Here is a 17478-nt window from a genome sequence, read left to right on the forward strand (position 1 = left end):
GGAACCGTGGGAGGACTGAGCATGAGCACAGCAACAATCGGACAGGCTTATAACTATAAAGTCGTCCGCCAATTCGTGATCGCCACCATCGTATGGGGCGTTGTGGGCATGGCCATGGGCGTGTGGATCGCTTCGCAACTGGTCTGGCCGCAAATGAACCTTGATTTGCCCTGGACGACCTTTGGCCGACTGCGACCGTTGCACACCAGCCTAGTGATCTTCGGGTTCGCCGGCAGCGCGCAATTCGCCGCCAGTTATTACGCGGTACAGCGCACCTGCCAGGTGCGGCTGTTTTCCGACAGCCTCGCCGCGTTTACGTTCTGGGGTTGGCAATCGGTCATCGTGATCATGTTGATCAGCCTGCCGCTGGGCTACACCACCACCAAGGAGTATGCCGAGATCGAATTCTCCGGCGCGGTGTGGATGACGGTCGTGTGGGTGGCCTACGCCATTGTGTTTTTCACCACGGTGGTGCGGCGCCAGACCCGGCACATCTATGTGGGCAACTGGTTTTTCGGCGCGTTTATCCTGGTGATCGCCATGCTGCATGTGGTCAACCACCTGGCGATTCCAGTGGACTGGTTCAAGTCCTACCCCGTGTATTCCGGCGCCACCGATGCGATGGTGCAATGGTGGTACGGGCATAACGCCGTAGGCTTTTTCCTCACCACCGGCTTCCTTGGGATGATGTACTACTTCGTGCCGAAACAAGTCGGGCGGCCGGTGTATTCCTATCGGCTGTCCATCGTGCACTTCTGGGCGCTGATCACCCTGTACATCTGGGCCGGGCCGCACCACTTGCATTACACGGCGCTGCCGGATTGGGCGCAGTCACTGGGCATGGCGATGTCGCTGATCCTGCTGGCACCGAGCTGGGGCGGCATGATCAACGGCATGATGACCTTGTCGGGCGCCTGGCATAAGCTGCGCAGCGACCCGATCCTGCGCTTTTTGGTGTTGTCGCTGGCGTTCTACGGCATGTCGACCTTCGAGGGGCCGATGATGGCGATCAAGACCGTCAACGCCCTCTCCCACTACACCGACTGGACCATCGGCCACGTGCATGCCGGCGCATTGGGCTGGGTGGCGATGATCACCTTCGGCTCGCTGTACCACATGATCCCGAAAGTCTTCGGCCGCCAGCAGATGCACAGCGTGACGCTGATCAACCTGCACTTCTGGCTGGCGACCATCGGCACCGTGCTGTACATCGCCTCGATGTGGGTCAACGGCATTACCCAGGGCCTGATGTGGCGTGCGATCAACGATGACGGCACCCTCACCTACTCGTTTGTCGAGGCCTTGCAGGCCAGCCACCCGGGGTTTGTGGTGCGCTTTGCCGGTGGTGTGTTGTTTCTCAGCGGCATGCTGCTGATGGCCTACAACACCTGGCGCACCGTGCGGGTCGCGGACTTGCAGGTCGCGCAACTTGACGCGCGGATCGCCTGATGTGGGGCCTGTTGATGGTCGCGTGCCTGTATGGCGCGGTGGAGTACTGTTTGCGCGGTCAATCCGAGGAGACGCTGGATGAGGCCAGCCTGATTCCGTTCGCCGACGACCCGGAGGTGGCGCGCCGGGTGGAGCTGGCCACCGGCAAACAGATCCACGCGGTGGCACCGGAGCAAGCCAGGCCAGGCTGGGGCAATCGGGATATGTGAAACTGCTCCGGTGATTTGGCGCGCAACTGCGTATGACTAATCGGTGGTCGATGGGTAAGGTGATGCGATATTTCTTGTCAGGAGCATCGCATGCGCACCATCGGCCTGATCGGCGGCATGAGCTGGGAGTCCAGCGCCGAGTACTACCGCATCATCAACCAGCGCGTGCGCGACCAACTCGGCCCGCTGCGCTCGGCGCAATTGCTGATGTACAGCGTGGACTTCGGTCCGGTGGAGCAGGCCCAGCATGCCGGACGCTGGGACGACGCCGCGCTGATCCTGGAAGATGCCGCACGCCGCCTGCAAGCCGGGGGTGCCGAGTGTGTGGTGTTGTGTACCAACACCATGCACTTGGTGGCGCCGCGGATCGAAGCGGCGGTGTCGATTCCCTTTCTGCATATTGCCGACGCCGCAGGTTCGGCGGCCGTGGCCGCTGGCACACTGACCGTCGGTTTACTCGGTACGGCGTTCACCATGGAACAGGACTTCCTCACGTCACGCCTCGCCGCCCACGGCCTGAACGTGCTGGTGCCAAACGCGGACGAGCGCCAGGCCGTGCACCGGATCATCTATGAGGAGTTGTGCGTCGGCGTGATCAGCGAGGCGTCACGCCAGGTCTATCAGCGCGTGATTGCGTCCCTGGCCGCACGCGGCGCCCAGGCAGTCATCCTGGGCTGCACGGAAATCGGCCTGCTGATCAAACCCGAACACTGCGACCTGCCGCTGCTGGACACCACCGCGCTGCATGCGCAGGCAGCGGTGGCGTTCGCGTTACGGGACTAAGCCGAGGTTCTTGACCCCGCTGCGCGGCGCCACAGCCGCGCAACATCCGCCGCTCGCTCGCGCAACAAGCGCGGTGCCTCGCTGCAGGCCTGCTCCAGGCTCATCGGCCCGGACGGCAAGGCGAAAGCCGCATCCACGCCGTGGGCGTACATCTGCTCGTAGCCTTCACCCAGCGTGCCGGCGATTACGATCACCGGGACATGGTGGCGCTGGGCAATGCCCGCCACACCGAAAGGCGTTTTACCGCGCAGCGTCTGGGCATCGAAACGGCCTTCGCCGGTGATCACCAGGTCGGCGCCGCGTACCGCTTCGTCGAGGCCGACCAGTTCGGCGACGACCTCTACCCCCGCACGGAACTGCGCACCGAGGAAGGCCTTGGCAGCAAACCCCAGGCCGCCGGCAGCGCCACTGCCGGGTTCGTCGCGCACGTCATTGGGCAATACCTTGGCGCAGTGGTCGGCAAAGTGGCCGAGGGCCGCGTCGAGTTGTTCGACCTGCTGCGCACTGGCGCCTTTTTGCGGGCCGAAAATCGCGGAGGCACCATGGGCACCGCACAGCGGGTTATTCACGTCGGCGGCGATTTCAAAGCGCACCTGGGCCAGGCGCGGGTCGAGGTGTTCCAGGCTGATCCGCGCCAGATGGGCCAAGGCCAGGCCACCCGGGGCCAGAGCGTTATCCTCGGCATCGAACAACTGCACGCCGAGCGCCTGCATCGCACCGGCGCCGCCATCGTTGGTGGCACTGCCGCCAATCGCCAGGATGATGCGCTGCGCACCGGCGTCGAGGGCTGCGCGGATCAGTTCGCCGGTGCCAAAGGTAGTCGTGGAGCACGCGTCGCGCTGCCCCGGCGGGACCAATTGCAGACCGCTGGCTTCGGCCATTTCAATGAGTGCGGTGTGGCTGTCGGCCAGCCAGCCCCAATGCGCATCCACTGTGGCGCCCAAGGGGCCTTTCACCGATTGGCGCCGCAGCTCGCCCTGGCAGGCGGCGAGTACCGACTCCACCGTACCTTCACCGCCGTCCGCCATCGGGCATTGGACCAATTGCGCCTCCGGCCAGACCTGCGCCAAGCCTTCGGCAATGGCCTGGGCGACGCCTTCGGCACTCAGGCTGTCCTTGAACGAATCGGGGGCGATGATGATTTTCATGGGCTTTCTCCGGTTTTTATGACGCCCATGCTGCCAGTTGCCAGCGGCAATGACGCTGGTCCGATGCACAAGTACGAACCTGGCTTGTTGGTCATTCCGACAAAGCCTGGGGCAGCAACTGGACGCCGAGGTACAGCGCGAGCATGCCGTCCAGAGTCAGCGGGTCGACCCCGCTGAGTTCGGCAATCCGCTCCATGCGGTAGCGCAGGCTGTTGCGGTGAATGCCCAGCGCATCGGCACACGCCTGGCTTTGCCCATCGTGTTCGCACCAACTGCGCAAGGTGGCCTGCAGTTGGCCGTTGTTGTCCTTGGCCAGCACTTTTCGCAGCGGGTTGAGCAATTCGTCCAGGGCATCGTCGTTGCGATGCCGCCAGAGCATCACCGGCAGGCGATAGCGGTTGAGGGTCAGCAGCCGCGAGTGCGGAAGTACGTCACGACCGTAGGCCAGCAAATCGCCCACACGCCGATAACAACGACGCAACCCCGCCAAACCATCGGCTTGCCCGCCGACCGCCACCCGCTGGATATTCCAGCCCAGGCCCTGGAGCTTTTCCAGCAGGCGCGGATTGTCCACCTGTACCGCCGCCGGCCGGCACCAGAGCAAGGAATACTGCGCGGAGCTGACGCACCAACTGTCCGGATAGCGCGACGTCAACCAGGCGCTCAGCGCTTCCGCCGTCTGCCCCGCCCCCAACTCGAACAGATACGGCGTGCGCGCCATCTGCGGCTTGAGCCCCAGTTGCTGCGCCTCATCCACCAGACGCGGCGAGTCGCCGGTCTCGGCCAGCAGCAATGCCAGCAAATCGTCGCAGCGCTGGCGTCGCCATTGTTGCTCGGCTTGCTGATGACGGTGACTGACCAGCATTTCTGCGGTCATGCGCACCAGTTCGGCGTAAGTGCGCAGCCCCTCCGGTTCGCCAGTAATACCGAGCACACCGATCAGGCGCTGGTCGTGCATCAGCGGCAGGTTGATGCCGGGTTGCACGCCCTTGAGGTGTTTGGCGGTCTGCCCGTCGATCTCCACCACCCGACCATTGGCCAACACCAGTTGCGCGCCTTCATGCCGCGTGTTGATGCGCTCCGGCTCGCCGCTACCAAGGATCAGGCCCTGGCTGTCCATGACGTTGACGTTATGCGGCAGGATCGCCATGGTGCGATCGACGATATCCTGCGCCAGGTCATGATCCAGCTCGAACATGGGGCTAATTTCCTTGAAAGCGAAGGTTGTTCATCGGCACAGCGCAAAGGATGCTTCACTGTGCGCGAGCACAAAGACAGCACCCCGCCAGGTGGCCGAGACTCATTGGGCGATCAACGTTACCCGCGCATCGCGAAAAATCATAATAAAGAGAGACTCCCATGTCACAGAGCGCCGCTGCCCCACTGGCCACCGATGACGATAAAAACGCCATCTACAAGCGCATTACCCTGCGCCTGATCCCCTTCATTTTTATCTGCTACCTGTTCAACTACCTTGACCGGGTTAACGTTGGCTTTGCCAAGTTGCAGATGCTCGATGCGCTGAAATTCAGCGAAACCGTATACGGCCTGGGTGCCGGGATCTTCTTTATTGGCTACGTGCTGTGTGGCGTACCGAGCAACCTGGCGCTGACCAAGTTCGGTCCGCGGCGCTGGATTGCCTTGATGATGATCGTCTGGGGCGCGCTGTCCACCTGCCTGCTGTTCGTCACCACGCCGACGCATTTCTATACGTTGCGCCTGTTGACCGGTGCCGCCGAAGCTGGCTTCTTCCCCGGTGTGGTGCTGTATCTCTCGCAGTGGTTCCCGACGTTCCGCCGTGGGCGGATCATGGCGTTGTTCATGTCGGCGATTCCGGTGTCCGGCCTGCTGGGCAGCCCGTTTTCCGGCTGGATTCTCAACCATTTCGGCACCGGCCAAGGCGGCCTCGCCGGCTGGCAGTGGATGTTCCTGTTGCAAGGCATCCCGACCGTGATTCTGGGCGCCCTCGCCTACTTCCTGCTCAGCGACAGCTTTGCCAACGCCAAGTGGCTCAAGCCGCATGAACGTGCGGTGCTGGAAGCCGACCACGCCACTGACTTGGCAAACAAGCCGAAAACCACCACCGACTCCCTCGCCGAAGTGTTCAAGAACCCGGCGATCTGGGCGTTCGGCCTGATCTATTTCTGCATCCAGAGCGGCGTCTACGCGATCAACTTCTGGCTGCCGTCGATCATCAAGAACCTGGGTTTCAGCGATAACCTGGTGATCGGCTGGCTCAGCGCGATTCCCTACCTGCTGGCCGCCGTGTTCATGTTGCTGGTGGGCCGCTCGGCTGACTTGCGCAAGGAGCGGCGCTGGCATTTGGTGGTGCCGATGTTGATGGGCGCTCTGGGCCTGGTGATCGCGGTGAATTTCGCCACCACCCCGGCTATCGCGATTCTCGGCCTGACCATCGCCACCATGGGCGCCCTCACCGGCCTGCCGATGTTCTGGCCGGTGCCCACCGCCATGCTCAGTGCGGGCGCGGCGGCAGGTGGCCTGGCGTTGATCAACTCGATGGGCCAGATGGCCGGCTTCCTCAGCCCGTATATCGTCGGTTTTGTGAAAGATGCCACCGGGTCCACGGATAGTGCGCTGTACCTGCTGGCGGCGGTGATCGTCGGCGGCAGTGTGTTGGCATTGCGTATGACCCGGACCCTCAAGGTCTGACGCGGGCGTACAGGTGGGGCACGCCTGCTCCCACCTGTCTGCGGTGTTTACAACAGCCCGCCGCCGTTGATATCAATCACGGCGCCGGTCATAAAGCCATTTTCCATGGCCAATACATACCCCTCCGCCACTTCGTCGGACTGCCCGACGCGCCCTACCGGCAATGTGCCCCCCACGCTGGCAAACATCGCCAGGCGCTGCGCTTCGTCCAACCCGGCATACGCCGGCGTGTCGATCACGCCAGGGCAGATCACATTGACCCGACGCGGTGCCAGCTCCTTGGCCAATTGCTTGCCCAGCGCTTCGGTGGCGGCATTGATACCGGTCTTGATGAACTGACCGGGCGCCAATTTGCGCCCCAGTTGACCGGAGGTCAGGCTGATGCTGCCGTGCTCGTCGAGGAACGGCAGCGCCCGTTGAATCGCGCGCAACGAACCCCAGAGTTTGACGTTGAAATTATCCTGGGCTTCGTCCAGGTCGGTGTCGACCAGGTGCTTGGCGCGCACTGACGGGCCGGCGGTATAGACCAAATGATCAAAGTGCCCCACGGCCTCGAACAGGCGTTGCAGAGAGGCGCTGTCAGTGACATCCACCGGTTCGCTGCGCACGCCGTTCTCGACGCCGGAGGACACACGCCGTCCGGCCAGCACCACCTGTGCGCCATGCGCGGCTGCCGCCTTGGCCACCGCTGCGCCAATGCCGCTGCTGCCGCCGATAACGACGACAGTTTTGCCGCTGAGAGAATGGGTCATGAAGAAATGTCCTGCGTCAGAAAGTGAAGGTTCATCTTCCCAGCTTGGCAATCGGCGAAAAATCCCGGTAAAACGACAAGATATTTAAAGGATTTTTACAAATGAGCTCGATTCTCGACCTGGAAGTCTTCGTGCGCACCGCCGATACCGGCAGCCTGTCAGCGGCCGCGCGCAGCCTCAGCCTCACGCCGGCCGCCGCGAGCATTGCGCTCAAACGCCTGGAAACCCGCCTGGGCATACGGCTGCTGGCCCGCTCCACCCGCAGCATGCGCCTGACCGAGGAAGGCCGGCGCTACCTGGACAGTGTGCGCGTGGCGCTGGAAGCCTTGTCTGAGGGTGAACAGGCGATCAAGCAACAAGGCCAAAGCCTGAGTGGTTGGCTGCAATTGGCCGCGCCTTCGGATTTCGGGCGCAACGTACTGTTGGGCTGGCTGGATGAGTTCAAGCTGGAACACCCGAACATCCGCGTTCAATTGTTGCTTAACGACAGTAACGCCGACCTGTTCCGCGAAACCGTCGACATCGCCCTGCGCTTCGGCGTACCCCGAGACTCCAGCCTGGTGGCGTTGCCGGTGGTGCCAGGCCACCGCCGCATCGCCTGCGCCAGCCCCGCCTATCTGGCGCGCCATGGCGCACCGAGCACGCCGGCACAACTGGCGCAACACAACACGCTGCGCTACATGCGCCAGGGACGGGCCAACAACACCTGGTACTTCCGCCAAGGCGCAGAGCTGCAGGAAGTCGAGGTGACGGGCGACTATTTGAGCGATGACGGCGAAATCGTGCGGCGCTGGGCATTGGCCGGGCATGGCATTGCCTATAAAGCCAACCTCGATATCGCCAGCGACATCCAGGCCGGACGCCTGGTGCCGCTGTTGACCGACTGGCAGGGCGAACCCACGCCCTTCAACCTGATGTGCCCCCATCGCCTGCAAGTGTCGGAACGGGTGAAAGTGCTGCATCGCTTCCTCCAGGCTCGTTGCCAGAGGCTGCTGAGCACATGAAGAAACACGCCCGAGGGCTTGTTCCAGAGCCTGCGAGTCTGGTATTGCATGGCACACGTTTTCCTGCCTTGAGGAGCTTTCCATGATTTACCGCACATTGGGCCAATCCGGGTTGAAGGTCAGCGCCTTGACCCTGGGCACCATGATGTTTGGCGAACAGACCAACGCCGAAGACTCGCTGCGCATCATCGACAAGGCCTGGGACCAGGGCATCAACTTCATCGACACCGCCGACGTTTATACAGGCGGACGTTCGGAAGAGCTGGTCGGTGAAGCCATCGCCCGTCAGCGCCAGGACTGGGTAGTGGCGTCCAAGGTCGGCTTTGGCCCGCCAGACGGTTTGCCCAACCGCAGCGGTTTGAGCCGCAAGCGTATTTTCAACGCACTGGAAGCCAGCCTTACCCGTCTCGACACGGATTACCTGGATATCTACTACCTGCACCGCGAAGACCACAACACCCCGCTGGAGGTCAGCGTGTCGGCGATCGGCGACTTGATTCGCCAGGGCAAGATCCGTTACTGGGGCCTGTCCAACTACCGTGGCTGGCGCATTGCCGAAGTGATTCGCGTGGCCGAGCGCCTGGGCGTGGACAAGCCGGTGATCAGCCAGCCGCTGTACAACATCGTCAATCGCCAGGCCGAGGTCGAACAGATCACTGCCGCAGCCGCCTATGGCTTGGGCGTGGTGCCTTACAGCCCACTGGCCCGTGGCGTACTCAGCGGCAAATACGCACCCGATGTGACACCCGAGGCCGGCAGCCGCGCCGCGCGGCAGGACAAGCGCATTCTGGAAACCGAATGGCGGGTGGAGTCGCTGCGCATTGCCCAGCAGATCCAGCAATACGCCCAAGAGCGTGGCGTGGGGATTGTCGAATTCGCAATCGCCTGGGTCCTGAACAACGCAGCCGTCAGCTCTGCGATTGTCGGCCCGCGCACCGAAGCGCAGTGGGATGCGTACACCGGCGCATTGGATGTGAAGCTCACGGCTGAGGACGAGGCCTTTATCGACTCGCTGGTGACGCCGGGGCACTCGTCCACCCCGGGCTTCAATGATGTCGGTCACTTTGTATCGGGCCGCATGGCACGCACGTAACCCCCGGAAAATTGCAGTTCACTGCCCTCCTGCCGAGGGCAGCGAGCAAACCTGGATGAAACGCCCCAAAACAGAGCCACCCTCTGACGCCAAAAGCACTATATTCCCCTGCTGAAATCCCCCCTCTTTTGTATCCAACGGTTTTCGCGAGGACAGCGTGTCTAAAGGTGTTGTGTTATCGGTCTTGGCTTCGGTGTTGTTTGCCGTGATGTATTACTTCACGTCGCTGCTGACGCCCTTGAGTGGCCTGGAGATTTTCGGCTGGCGCATGTTACTCACCATGCCGTGCATGACGGTGTTCATGCTCGTCAGCGGCGAGTGGCGACGGGTATGGGACGTGCTGCGGATGCTGGCGGCCAAGCCGCGACTGATCGGCGGCATCGTGGTGTCCTCGGCGCTGCTCGGCGTGCAATTGTGGTTGTTCATGTGGGCGCCGCTGAATGGGCGCAGCCTGGATGTGTCAGTGGGTTATTTCCTGCTGCCGCTGACTATGGTGCTGACCGGGCGCCTGGTGTATGGCGAACGCTTGTCGCGCCTGCAACAGATCGCGGTGTTTTTTGCAGCCCTTGGGGTGCTTAACGAACTGTACCAGGCCGGTGGTTTTTCCTGGGCCACGCTGGTGGTGATCATCGGCTACCCGGTCTATTTCGTGGTGCGCAAATACCTGACCACCGACCACTTGGGCGGGCTGTGGCTGGACATGGCGCTGATGCTGCCGGTGGCGTGGTGGTTTGTGCAGAGTGGCGAACAGGGCTTTGCGGTGATGCAGGCCCATCCGAAGTTGTACGCATTGATCCCGATGCTGGGCGTCATCAGTGCCTCGGCGCTGGTGAGCTATATCATTGCCAGCCGCCTGCTCGCATTCAGCCTGTTCGGGCTACTCAGTTATGTGGAGCCGGTCCTGCTGCTGGGGGTGGCATTGCTGTTGGGGGAAGGTATCAAGGCGGGCGAATGGCTGACGTATATTCCGATCTGGCTGGCGGTGATGGTGCTGGTGTATGAGGGCTTCAAGCACCTGGTGCGTCAGCGCAGGGCATGAGCGCGCACGCTGGATTTAGGTGAGGGCATCCATTCCCTTCGGGTTGGGGCTGCGTAGCGACTTAACCGACGTGTACCTGAACCGTTGGTGGTTTGGGCGTGCCGAATTGGTTTTCCAATAAGTCGGCCACGCCCTCCAGCTGCTGCCTCTTGGAGCCATAAATCGGGATGCGGCTCTGCGCCTCATTGCCGATCTTTTCCAAGGCCTCATCCATTACTTCTTTCTTGACGCCAAACAGATTGCCCAGCCGATTTTCCTGGTTCAGCTCGAGCAACGTCCCCGTGACCGGGTTCTTGAGGATTTCTTCGATCGAGTTAGCCGCGTCTTCAGAAACGCCCAACTCTTTCAGCGCGGTCCCCAGACCATGGCCGGGGTTTCTGAGCTGTTTGAGGAATTCGTCGTAGAGCCCATTCAGATCATTGGCTTCGGTATTGTCCAAAAGAGTACTGGCGTGATACTTGGCGTGTTCCTCAGGCGTCCTCAGCTCGAGCGGTTCGTTATTGTTCAGCCCGTTGCGCACCAAGTACAACCCGTCCGAAGCTCCGCCTAGCAGGTTGCCGTAACCGTCGTAAGCGTAAATTACCTTATTTCCGTCCTCGCGCGTCCCGATGTAAGTGGCCCTGCCATCCGGCGACAGGCTGTTGAGACGCGTATTGGTCAGGCCATTGACCGGCACCGGCGGGGTGCTCACGTCTTGGTTCAGACGCGCAAAGATGTCCCCCTTCTCATACCCGTAACTGCCGAGCACTGCCTGATCGCCAGCGGCAAACTTTTCCAGCACCTGCTGGACCCGCTCCTCTTGCTTTGGCGCCGCGTCACTGGAGAAATGTGCGGCAAACTTGTCCCGCGCCTTCGGATCGCTGAGCGACGCCTTGAGCGAGGCTGTCATTTCTTCACGGGTATTGAACTCGTGAAACGAATGACCTTCCTGCTCTGGCACATACATTAGAAAATTCGGACCTTCGGCGGTCTCCGGGGTGCGCTTGACCATGACGATGTCTTTGGCTTGCGCACTATCGACGGCAAAGGTCGAAACCTGTACCCCAAGGGCTCCTGCCTTGCCGGGCCTTACGGCGGCATTCGCCAACTCTCGCCCCCCGGCACTCAGCGAACCGTCCCGGAACTCGGACTGCATGCGGTCCATGTATGTGTGAAACGCCAGCTCGACGGGGTCCGAGTCGTCGATTGAACGGATGCTGCGAGTGGCGGTGGCAGGCACACTGTGCGTGTAAGGTGTCAGCGCATGTTGGTTTGCGTAGGACGTATCGATCATAAAGCGTACCTCGTCGGCATGAATACTGAAGTTCGGCATCCCTGCATCCAGGCACAGGAGGTTTCCTGCTGCCCTGTCACCTTTGTGACCGCTGCTCGGCATACGGTTCCGCACATCTTGTGGCGCAAAAAAACCCGGCGGAGGCAACCTCGACCGGGCTCGTTGTGGCGATAACGTAATCAGTCGGCGGTCAATACACCGCGACGCACTTGGTCACGCTCGATGGACTCAAACAGTGCCTTGAAGTTGCCCTCGCCAAAGCCATCATCGCCCTTGCGCTGGATGAACTCGAAGAACACCGGGCCCATCAGGGTTTCCGAGAAAATCTGCAACAGCAGGCGTTTGTCGCCTTCAATGGACGAGCCGTCGAGCAGGATGCCGCGCGCTTGCAACTGGTCCACCGGCTCGCCATGGTTCGGCAGGCGGCCTTCGAGCATTTCATAGTAGGTATCCGGCGGCGCAGTCATGAAGCGCATGCCGATCTTCTTCAACGCGTCCCAGGTCTTGATCAGGTCGTCGGTGAGGAACGCCACGTGCTGGATGCCTTCACCGTTGAACTGCATCAGGAACTCTTCGATCTGCCCGGCGCCCTTGGACGACTCTTCGTTGAGCGGGATGCGGATCATGCCGTCCGGGGCGCTCATGGCTTTGGAGGTCAGGCCGGTGTACTCGCCCTTGATATCGAAATAACGCGCTTCACGGAAGTTGAACAGCTTCTCGTAGAAGTTGGCCCAGTAGGCCATGCGCCCGCGATACACGTTGTGGGTCAGGTGATCGATGACCTTGAGGCCGGCGCCGACCGGGTTGCGCTCCACGCCTTCGAGGTAGACGAAATCGATGTCGTAGAGCGAGCTGCCTTCGCCGAAGCGGTCGATCAGGTACAGCGGCGCACCGCCGATGCCTTTGATCGCCGGCAGGTTCAGCTCCATCGGCCCGGTTTCGATATGGATCGGCTGGGCGCCCAGTTCCAGGGCGCGGTTGTAGGCCTTTTGCGAATCCTTCACGCGAAACGCCATACCGCACACCGATGGGCCGTGCTCGGCCGCAAAGTAGGAGGCGATGCTGTTGGGCTCGTTGTTGAGAATCAGGTTGATCTCACCCTGGCGATACAAGTCAACGTTCTTGGAGCGGTGGGTCGCGACTTTGCTGAAGCCCATGATCTCGAAGATCGGCTCCAGGGTGCCGGGTGTGGGCGATGCGAACTCGATGAATTCAAAGCCCATCAGGCCCATTGGGTTTTCGTATTGGTCAGCCATGTTCGGCGCCTCTTCATTCTTGTGATGAACGGATGTCAATTGCCAGCAAGGATGAAGCAGGAGGGAGGCGCACACGAAAGACCTCGCACGCTACGGGCGAGGAAATCACCAAAGATCAGGGGGGAGCCGAGTAGCTTCATGGTTACATCAGTCTCTGACGGCTGAGGCTTGCGTGAGCGCAAGTCCATATTCTTGTATGCGTAAATCGATTCTACACAGCGTAACAGTATTTGTCCGCTCCCTTATCAAATCCCCATTGGCCTGGCCGGAGCAAGGGGTTTGTTGCACAGGTAGATGCCAAGCAGGATCACCGCGCCGCCCAACAACATGGGTGGGGTCAGTTGCTCATCCAGCAACACCGCGCCGCAAATGACCGCGGTCAGCGGATTCAGGGCGATAAACACACCGGCGCGGGTCGCGCCGATTCGGCGAATACCGTCATACCAGCCGATATAGGCCACCGCCGAGCCCACCACCCCGAGATACAACAGGCCGAGCAGTTGCGGCAGATGGACGGCGGCCAGCGCATTCAGAGTGAGCCTGCCACTGATGAGGGTGGTGATCATCAGCATCCCCGTGCCCAGCAGAATCGACCAGGTGACCGTTTGCAAGGGACCCAGGCATTGGTTGAGCTCACGGGAATACAACGAGTACACGCCCCACCCCACCACGCAGCCGAAGATCAGCAAATCGCCGCGCCAGGCGTTGTCTACCGCCTGCAACAGTTGGGGGTTGCGACTGACAATCACCGTGCCCGCGCCGGCCAGGCACAAGGCAATCCCCAGCCACCTGGCTGCACCCAGGCGCTCCTTGAACAGCAACCATGAAGCCACGCCGATCACCGCGGGGTTCAAGGCGACAATCAAGGAGGCTAGCGATGCATTGATGTAATGCAGCCCGTAAAAGAAACACAGGTTGTAGAAAAAGATGCCGAAACAACCCAGCACGGCCAGACGCACGAACTGCCTGGCGTCTGGGCGACTCAGGCGCACGCGTGCGTTATCGCTGCTCGCAACTGCTCAGCACCCTGGAGGCGGTAAGCCGTGGTGACGGCGTCAGCGTGGTGGCGCAGGCGTCGTTGCCCGAAACGCCGGATGCGCGCTACACCGTGCGTCCGCTGTCCCCGCCGGTCAGCCGCGAAATTGGCCTGGCGGTGCTGGATCAACGCCAGTCGACGCCTGCGACCCTGGCCTTCATTCATGTAGCGCAGAACGTAGATTTCTCACCGGCGGCGAGCTTAATCGGGCCCGGCCATCTATCATCGAGTTAATCGTGTGCCGCCCGGCACGCCCCATCCCACGACAGACCGTCCGCCCCATGCCCCTGACCGTCAACGCCCCGCGAAAGCGCGCCACGCGCTATCTGATCACCGCGCTCAGCGCGCTGCTGCCGATCGGGGCGGGCGTGGTCATCCTGCATTGGCAGGCTGAACACACCCTGCAACAAAGTACCGCGCAGACGGCCCAGGAAGCGGTGCGCCAGTTCGACCTGATGCTCGACAACACCGCCCTCGCCGCCCAGGCGTTACTGCCGCTGGCCGGTCAGCCCTGTGACAACACGGTAAAGCTGGCACTGCGTGAACAAGTCACGCGCCGGCCGTTTGTAAGGGCGACCACCTTGTCCTGGCAGAAAAACATCTATTGCAGCTCCCTGTTCGGCGGTGGTTACGAATCACCGGTCAACCCGGACGATTATGTCAATGGGCGCTTATGGTTGATGAATGGCAACCCGGTCACACCGGATACCGCGCTGTTGGTATACCGCCTGGTCGACGGCGATAAAGGCGCATTTGCATCGATTGACGGCTATCACCTGAGCAACGCCCTGCGCCTGATCCGCCACAACGCAGAGCTCGTCCTACAGGTCGGGCCTCACTGGATGAGCGCTGACGGCAAGGTGCGCGACAGTGCGCAGCCGGTGTTTGCCGTGGCCCACCACCACCTGGCATCCACGCGCTATGGCTACAGCGTCGACGCCGGCATGCCGGCCGGGGAAGTCTGGCGCTATATGCAGGATCGTTACCCGGCGCTGTTCATCCTGGTGGGATTCTTTGGCGCACTGGCGGGTGCGTCGGCTCATTGGTTGCAAAAACGCTCGTCAGCCCCGACCCACGAACTGCACCGGGCCTTGAGCGCCAATGAGTTCATCGCCTATTTCCAGCCGGTGATACGCGGCGATACGCGCGAGTGGGCCGGCTGCGAAGTGCTGATGCGCTGGAACCACCCCAAGGAAGGCCTGGTGCGGCCGGACCTGTTTATTCCACTGGCTGAGGACTGTGGCCTGATCGTGCCCATGACTCGCGCGCTGCTACGCCAGACGGCGGCGCAATTGGCGCCGCATGCCGAGCGTTTCACCCGCGGTTTCCATATCGGCGTGAATATCACCGCCCGTCATTGTCAGGACCTGGCCTTGGTGGAGGACTGCCGGGAGTTTCTCGCCGCCTTCACGCCTGGCCAGGTGATCCTGGTGCTGGAGTTGACCGAACGCGAGCTGATCAAGCCTACCGACACCACCCGCCGCCTGTTCGATGCGCTGCACGAACTGGGGGTGATGATTGCAATTGATGACTTTGGCACCGGTCACTCCAGCCTGACCTACTTGCGTAACTTCAATGTCGACTACTTGAAGATCGACCAGAGCTTTGTCGCCATGATCGGGGTAGATGCACTCTCGCGGCATATTCTGGACAGCATCATAGAGCTCTCCGGCAAGCTCGACTTGGGCATCGTTGCCGAAGGCGTGGAAACAATCGAGCAATGTGAATACCTGGCAGCACAAGGCGTGGATTTCCTGCAGGGTTACCTGTTCGGGCGCCCGCTACCCTGCGACGAGTTCATTAAATCCCTGACCAGCCATTGAATAGCCATCTACCGCGCCGATGAAAGAGTGTTAATTAGCTAAAGACATGATTTACTCGTGGCGGATTAACTACTACAATTTTTCATACCTGTGCAGAACTCGCAGGAAGGCTTCTTTCTTGAGTCGCCTTAAAGCTCTTGGCTTGTAGCGTTATCTGCAGTTGATATCAGCCAAATACACTATTGGAGTAAATATTTTGTCCAGACTCGCCGAATTTCGCGCAGCAGAAAAAGCCCTTCAAGAGCAGCTTGCCCAGCTGGAATCCCTGAAGAACGACGCTGGCCTGAAGAAAGAAATCGAATTCGAAGAAAAACTGCAAGCGTTGATGAAGAGCTACGGCAAGGGCCTGCGCGACATCATTTCCATCCTTGATCCTAACCCAGGCAAGGCCGCAGCGGTCGCGACCGCACCAAAACAGCGCCGCGCGCGCGTGGTCAAGGTTTACCACAACCCGCACACCGGCGAACTGATCGAGACTAAAGGCGGCAACCACCGCGGCCTGAAAGCCTGGAAAGAACAGTACGGCGCCGCCACTGTAGATTCCTGGCTTCGTGGCTGATCGAAAATGCACTTACAAAGAGCCCCGCAATAGCGGGGCTTTTTTTTAACGGTTCGAATGCGAACTTAAATAACATTTCACTTCGTTCAAAAATGGGGGGGACAGCGCCTTTCAAAGTTTCAGGCTGTCGCGCACCGAACGGACTTCATCCTTGCTCGCTTCGTATGCTTGCGCCTGGCCCGCGTATGAAAAAACAAAGGCCTTATCGGTATCAACAGCGCCAACCAATGTTTGCGAGAGTACGTGCCGGCCGTTCTCGGTAATCACGCAAGTAGTTTCCAGCGCTTCAAGACGGCTCAATGTTGTAGGGTGCATCTTGCTGCACACACTTTGATAGCCGCCCTGGGCAAAATCTTTCTGGATGGACTTGCGCATTTCCAGTAACACGCCCTCAAGATTGACGGCATGCCCGGCCTCGATCGGCGTGCCCGTCAACTCCATGACCATCACTGTCGCGCCATTTTCATCATTCTTGATTGCCCGCTGCCGAGACACGTTTTGAGTGCTGGCTGGCGCCTCTTTATCAGTGACCACTTCTTCGATTTGCCAGCCACTGGGCCAGTGGATTTCCGGTTCGGCCGCCAGCGCCAAGGGGCTACTCAACAGCAAACACAACGCGCTCAACAGCGGTGTACGACATTCGATCATTGCAAAAACACCCCAGGTTCAAGCGCCAAAGTTTGCGGCCCCGCCCCCGCGGGTCGCAAGGCCTGCGTGACCTTTTTCATTTGGCGCAGTGAGCGGGCCTTGCGTATCATGGCCCAGCTGCACGAATGCTTGCCGCAAGCCAAGGGAACGCACCGCTCATCTCACGCCGCGTTTGCCCCATTTTTTCTGGAGGGTCCATGAGCCTGCACGATCTGAACACTTTCCCGGGCGTCACCGCCCAACCTGACACCGCCACGTCGAACTTCGTGTTCAATCACACCATGCTGCGGGTCAAGGACATCACCAAGTCCCTGGATTTCTACACCCGTGTGCTGGGTTTCTCGCTGGTAGAAAAGCGCGACTTCCCGGAAGCCGAATTCAGCCTGTACTTCCTGGCGCTGGTGGACAAGGCCCGGATTCCGGCGGACGCCGCCGAGCGTACCCAGTGGATGAAGTCGATCCCTGGCATCCTGGAACTGACCCACAACCACGGCACCGAAAACGACGCCGACTTCGCCTATCACAATGGCAATACCGACCCACGCGGCTTTGGCCATATCTGCATTTCGGTGCCGGATATCGTGGCTGCGTGCGAGCGCTTCGAAGCCCTGGGCTGCGACTTCCAGAAGCGCCTGAACGATGGCCGCATGAAAAGCCTGGCGTTCATCAAGGACCCGGACGCTTACTGGGTTGAGATCATTCAGCCAGCGCCGCTGTAAACATCCCACGCAATAAA

16 protein-coding genes and 2 pseudogenes are annotated in these 17478 nt (G+C 60.8%); 11 read left to right on the top strand and 7 right to left on the bottom strand.

The genetic code is table 11. The annotated features are described in order from the left end of the window. Positions 1-21 precede the first annotated feature (21 nt). The 3 genes from ccoN to J2Y83_RS13700 all read left to right on the top strand — a co-directional run bounded on the left by ccoN (position 22) and on the right by J2Y83_RS13700 (position 2441). Positions 22-1449: a cytochrome-c oxidase, cbb3-type subunit I gene (gene ccoN, locus J2Y83_RS13690; RefSeq protein ID WP_253395968.1), complete on the top strand. Its 1428-nt coding sequence runs from the start codon at positions 22-24 to the stop codon at positions 1447-1449. Continuing rightward, entirely contained in the window at positions 1449-1658 is a 210-nt protein-coding gene (locus J2Y83_RS13695; RefSeq protein ID WP_247403285.1) for a cbb3-type cytochrome c oxidase subunit 3, read from the top strand. The genes ccoN and J2Y83_RS13695 overlap by 1 nt, the downstream gene beginning before the upstream one ends. A 90-nt stretch (positions 1659-1748) precedes the next feature. Continuing rightward, entirely contained in the window at positions 1749-2441 is a 693-nt protein-coding gene (locus J2Y83_RS13700; protein WP_253395970.1) for an aspartate/glutamate racemase family protein, read from the top strand. Here J2Y83_RS13700 and J2Y83_RS13705 read toward each other — a convergent pair. Both J2Y83_RS13705 and J2Y83_RS13710 read right to left on the bottom strand, forming a co-directional pair. Beyond that, positions 2438-3589, bottom strand: coding sequence for a glycerate kinase (locus tag J2Y83_RS13705; protein ID WP_253395972.1), 1152 nt, complete (start codon positions 3587-3589; stop codon positions 2438-2440). The genes J2Y83_RS13700 and J2Y83_RS13705 overlap by 4 nt on opposite strands. A 91-nt stretch (positions 3590-3680) precedes the next feature. Beyond that, positions 3681-4787: a sugar diacid recognition domain-containing protein gene (locus J2Y83_RS13710; RefSeq protein WP_253395974.1), complete on the bottom strand. Its 1107-nt coding sequence runs from the start codon at positions 4785-4787 to the stop codon at positions 3681-3683. Positions 4788-4948: 161 nt separating this feature from the next. Between J2Y83_RS13710 and J2Y83_RS13715 the strand changes: the two genes are divergently transcribed. Further along, on the top strand, positions 4949-6259 hold the full coding sequence (locus J2Y83_RS13715) for an MFS transporter (RefSeq protein WP_253395976.1): 1311 nt from the start codon (positions 4949-4951) through the stop codon (positions 6257-6259). A gap of 47 nt (positions 6260-6306) precedes the next feature. Here the strand turns inward: J2Y83_RS13715 and J2Y83_RS13720 are convergent, their stop codons facing one another. Next, a complete protein-coding gene (locus J2Y83_RS13720) occupies positions 6307-7011 on the bottom strand; it encodes an SDR family oxidoreductase (RefSeq protein WP_253395978.1) in 705 nt (234 codons plus the stop codon). A gap of 101 nt (positions 7012-7112) precedes the next feature. Between J2Y83_RS13720 and J2Y83_RS13725 the strand changes: the two genes are divergently transcribed. The 3 genes from J2Y83_RS13725 (at position 7113) to rarD (ending at position 10147) form a co-directional block, all read left to right on the top strand. Next, positions 7113-8015: a LysR family transcriptional regulator gene (locus J2Y83_RS13725; protein ID WP_253395979.1), complete on the top strand. Its 903-nt coding sequence runs from the start codon at positions 7113-7115 to the stop codon at positions 8013-8015. Between the two features lie 82 nt (positions 8016-8097). Further along, positions 8098-9108, top strand: a complete 1011-nt coding sequence (locus J2Y83_RS13730; RefSeq protein WP_253395980.1) for an aldo/keto reductase — start codon at positions 8098-8100, stop codon at positions 9106-9108. 157 nt (positions 9109-9265) lie between these two features. Then, positions 9266-10147 (top strand): EamA family transporter RarD, encoded by an 882-nt coding sequence (gene rarD / locus J2Y83_RS13735; RefSeq protein WP_253395981.1) that lies wholly within the window; start codon positions 9266-9268, stop codon positions 10145-10147. 61 nt (positions 10148-10208) lie between these two features. Here rarD and J2Y83_RS13740 read toward each other — a convergent pair whose 3' ends face one another. The 3 genes and pseudogenes from J2Y83_RS13740 to J2Y83_RS13750 form a co-directional block, all read right to left on the bottom strand. Continuing rightward, positions 10209-11459, bottom strand: coding sequence for a dermonecrotic toxin domain-containing protein (locus J2Y83_RS13740; protein WP_253395982.1), 1251 nt, complete (start codon positions 11457-11459; stop codon positions 10209-10211). 140 nt (positions 11460-11599) lie between these two features. Then, the gene (gene hppD, locus J2Y83_RS13745; RefSeq protein ID WP_253395983.1) at positions 11600-12676 is read right to left on the bottom strand and encodes a 4-hydroxyphenylpyruvate dioxygenase; all 1077 of its coding nucleotides are present in this window, start codon (positions 12674-12676) and stop codon (positions 11600-11602) included. A gap of 245 nt (positions 12677-12921) precedes the next feature. Beyond that, positions 12922-13674 (bottom strand): annotated as a pseudogene (locus tag J2Y83_RS13750) (DMT family transporter); the annotation flags it as partial. Between J2Y83_RS13750 and J2Y83_RS13755 the strand changes: the two are divergent. The 3 genes and pseudogenes from J2Y83_RS13755 to J2Y83_RS13765 all read left to right on the top strand — a co-directional run. Continuing rightward, a pseudogene (locus J2Y83_RS13755) lies at positions 13668-13946 on the top strand (LysR family transcriptional regulator substrate-binding protein); the annotation flags it as partial. The pseudogenes J2Y83_RS13750 and J2Y83_RS13755 overlap by 7 nt on opposite strands. Before the next feature lie 47 nt (positions 13947-13993). Continuing rightward, entirely contained in the window at positions 13994-15535 is a 1542-nt protein-coding gene (locus tag J2Y83_RS13760; protein WP_253395985.1) for an EAL domain-containing protein, read from the top strand. 196 nt (positions 15536-15731) lie between these two features. After that, positions 15732-16094, top strand: a complete 363-nt coding sequence (locus tag J2Y83_RS13765) for a histone-like nucleoid-structuring protein, MvaT/MvaU family (RefSeq protein ID WP_253395987.1) — start codon at positions 15732-15734, stop codon at positions 16092-16094. Between the two features lie 111 nt (positions 16095-16205). Here the strand turns inward: J2Y83_RS13765 and J2Y83_RS13770 are convergent, their stop codons facing one another. Beyond that, complete coding sequence (locus tag J2Y83_RS13770) at positions 16206-16742, bottom strand: DUF4946 domain-containing protein (protein ID WP_253395989.1); 537 nt, start codon at positions 16740-16742, stop codon at positions 16206-16208. Positions 16743-16939: 197 nt separating this feature from the next. On the opposite strand from J2Y83_RS13770, the gene gloA reads away from it, so the two are divergent. Continuing rightward, positions 16940-17461, top strand: coding sequence for a lactoylglutathione lyase (gene gloA / locus J2Y83_RS13775; protein WP_253395990.1), 522 nt, complete (start codon positions 16940-16942; stop codon positions 17459-17461). Positions 17462-17478 lie beyond the last annotated feature (17 nt).

The sequence above is a fragment of the Pseudomonas marginalis genome (assembly GCF_024169655.1).
GTDB lineage: Bacteria > Pseudomonadota > Gammaproteobacteria > Pseudomonadales > Pseudomonadaceae > Aquipseudomonas > Aquipseudomonas paraveronii.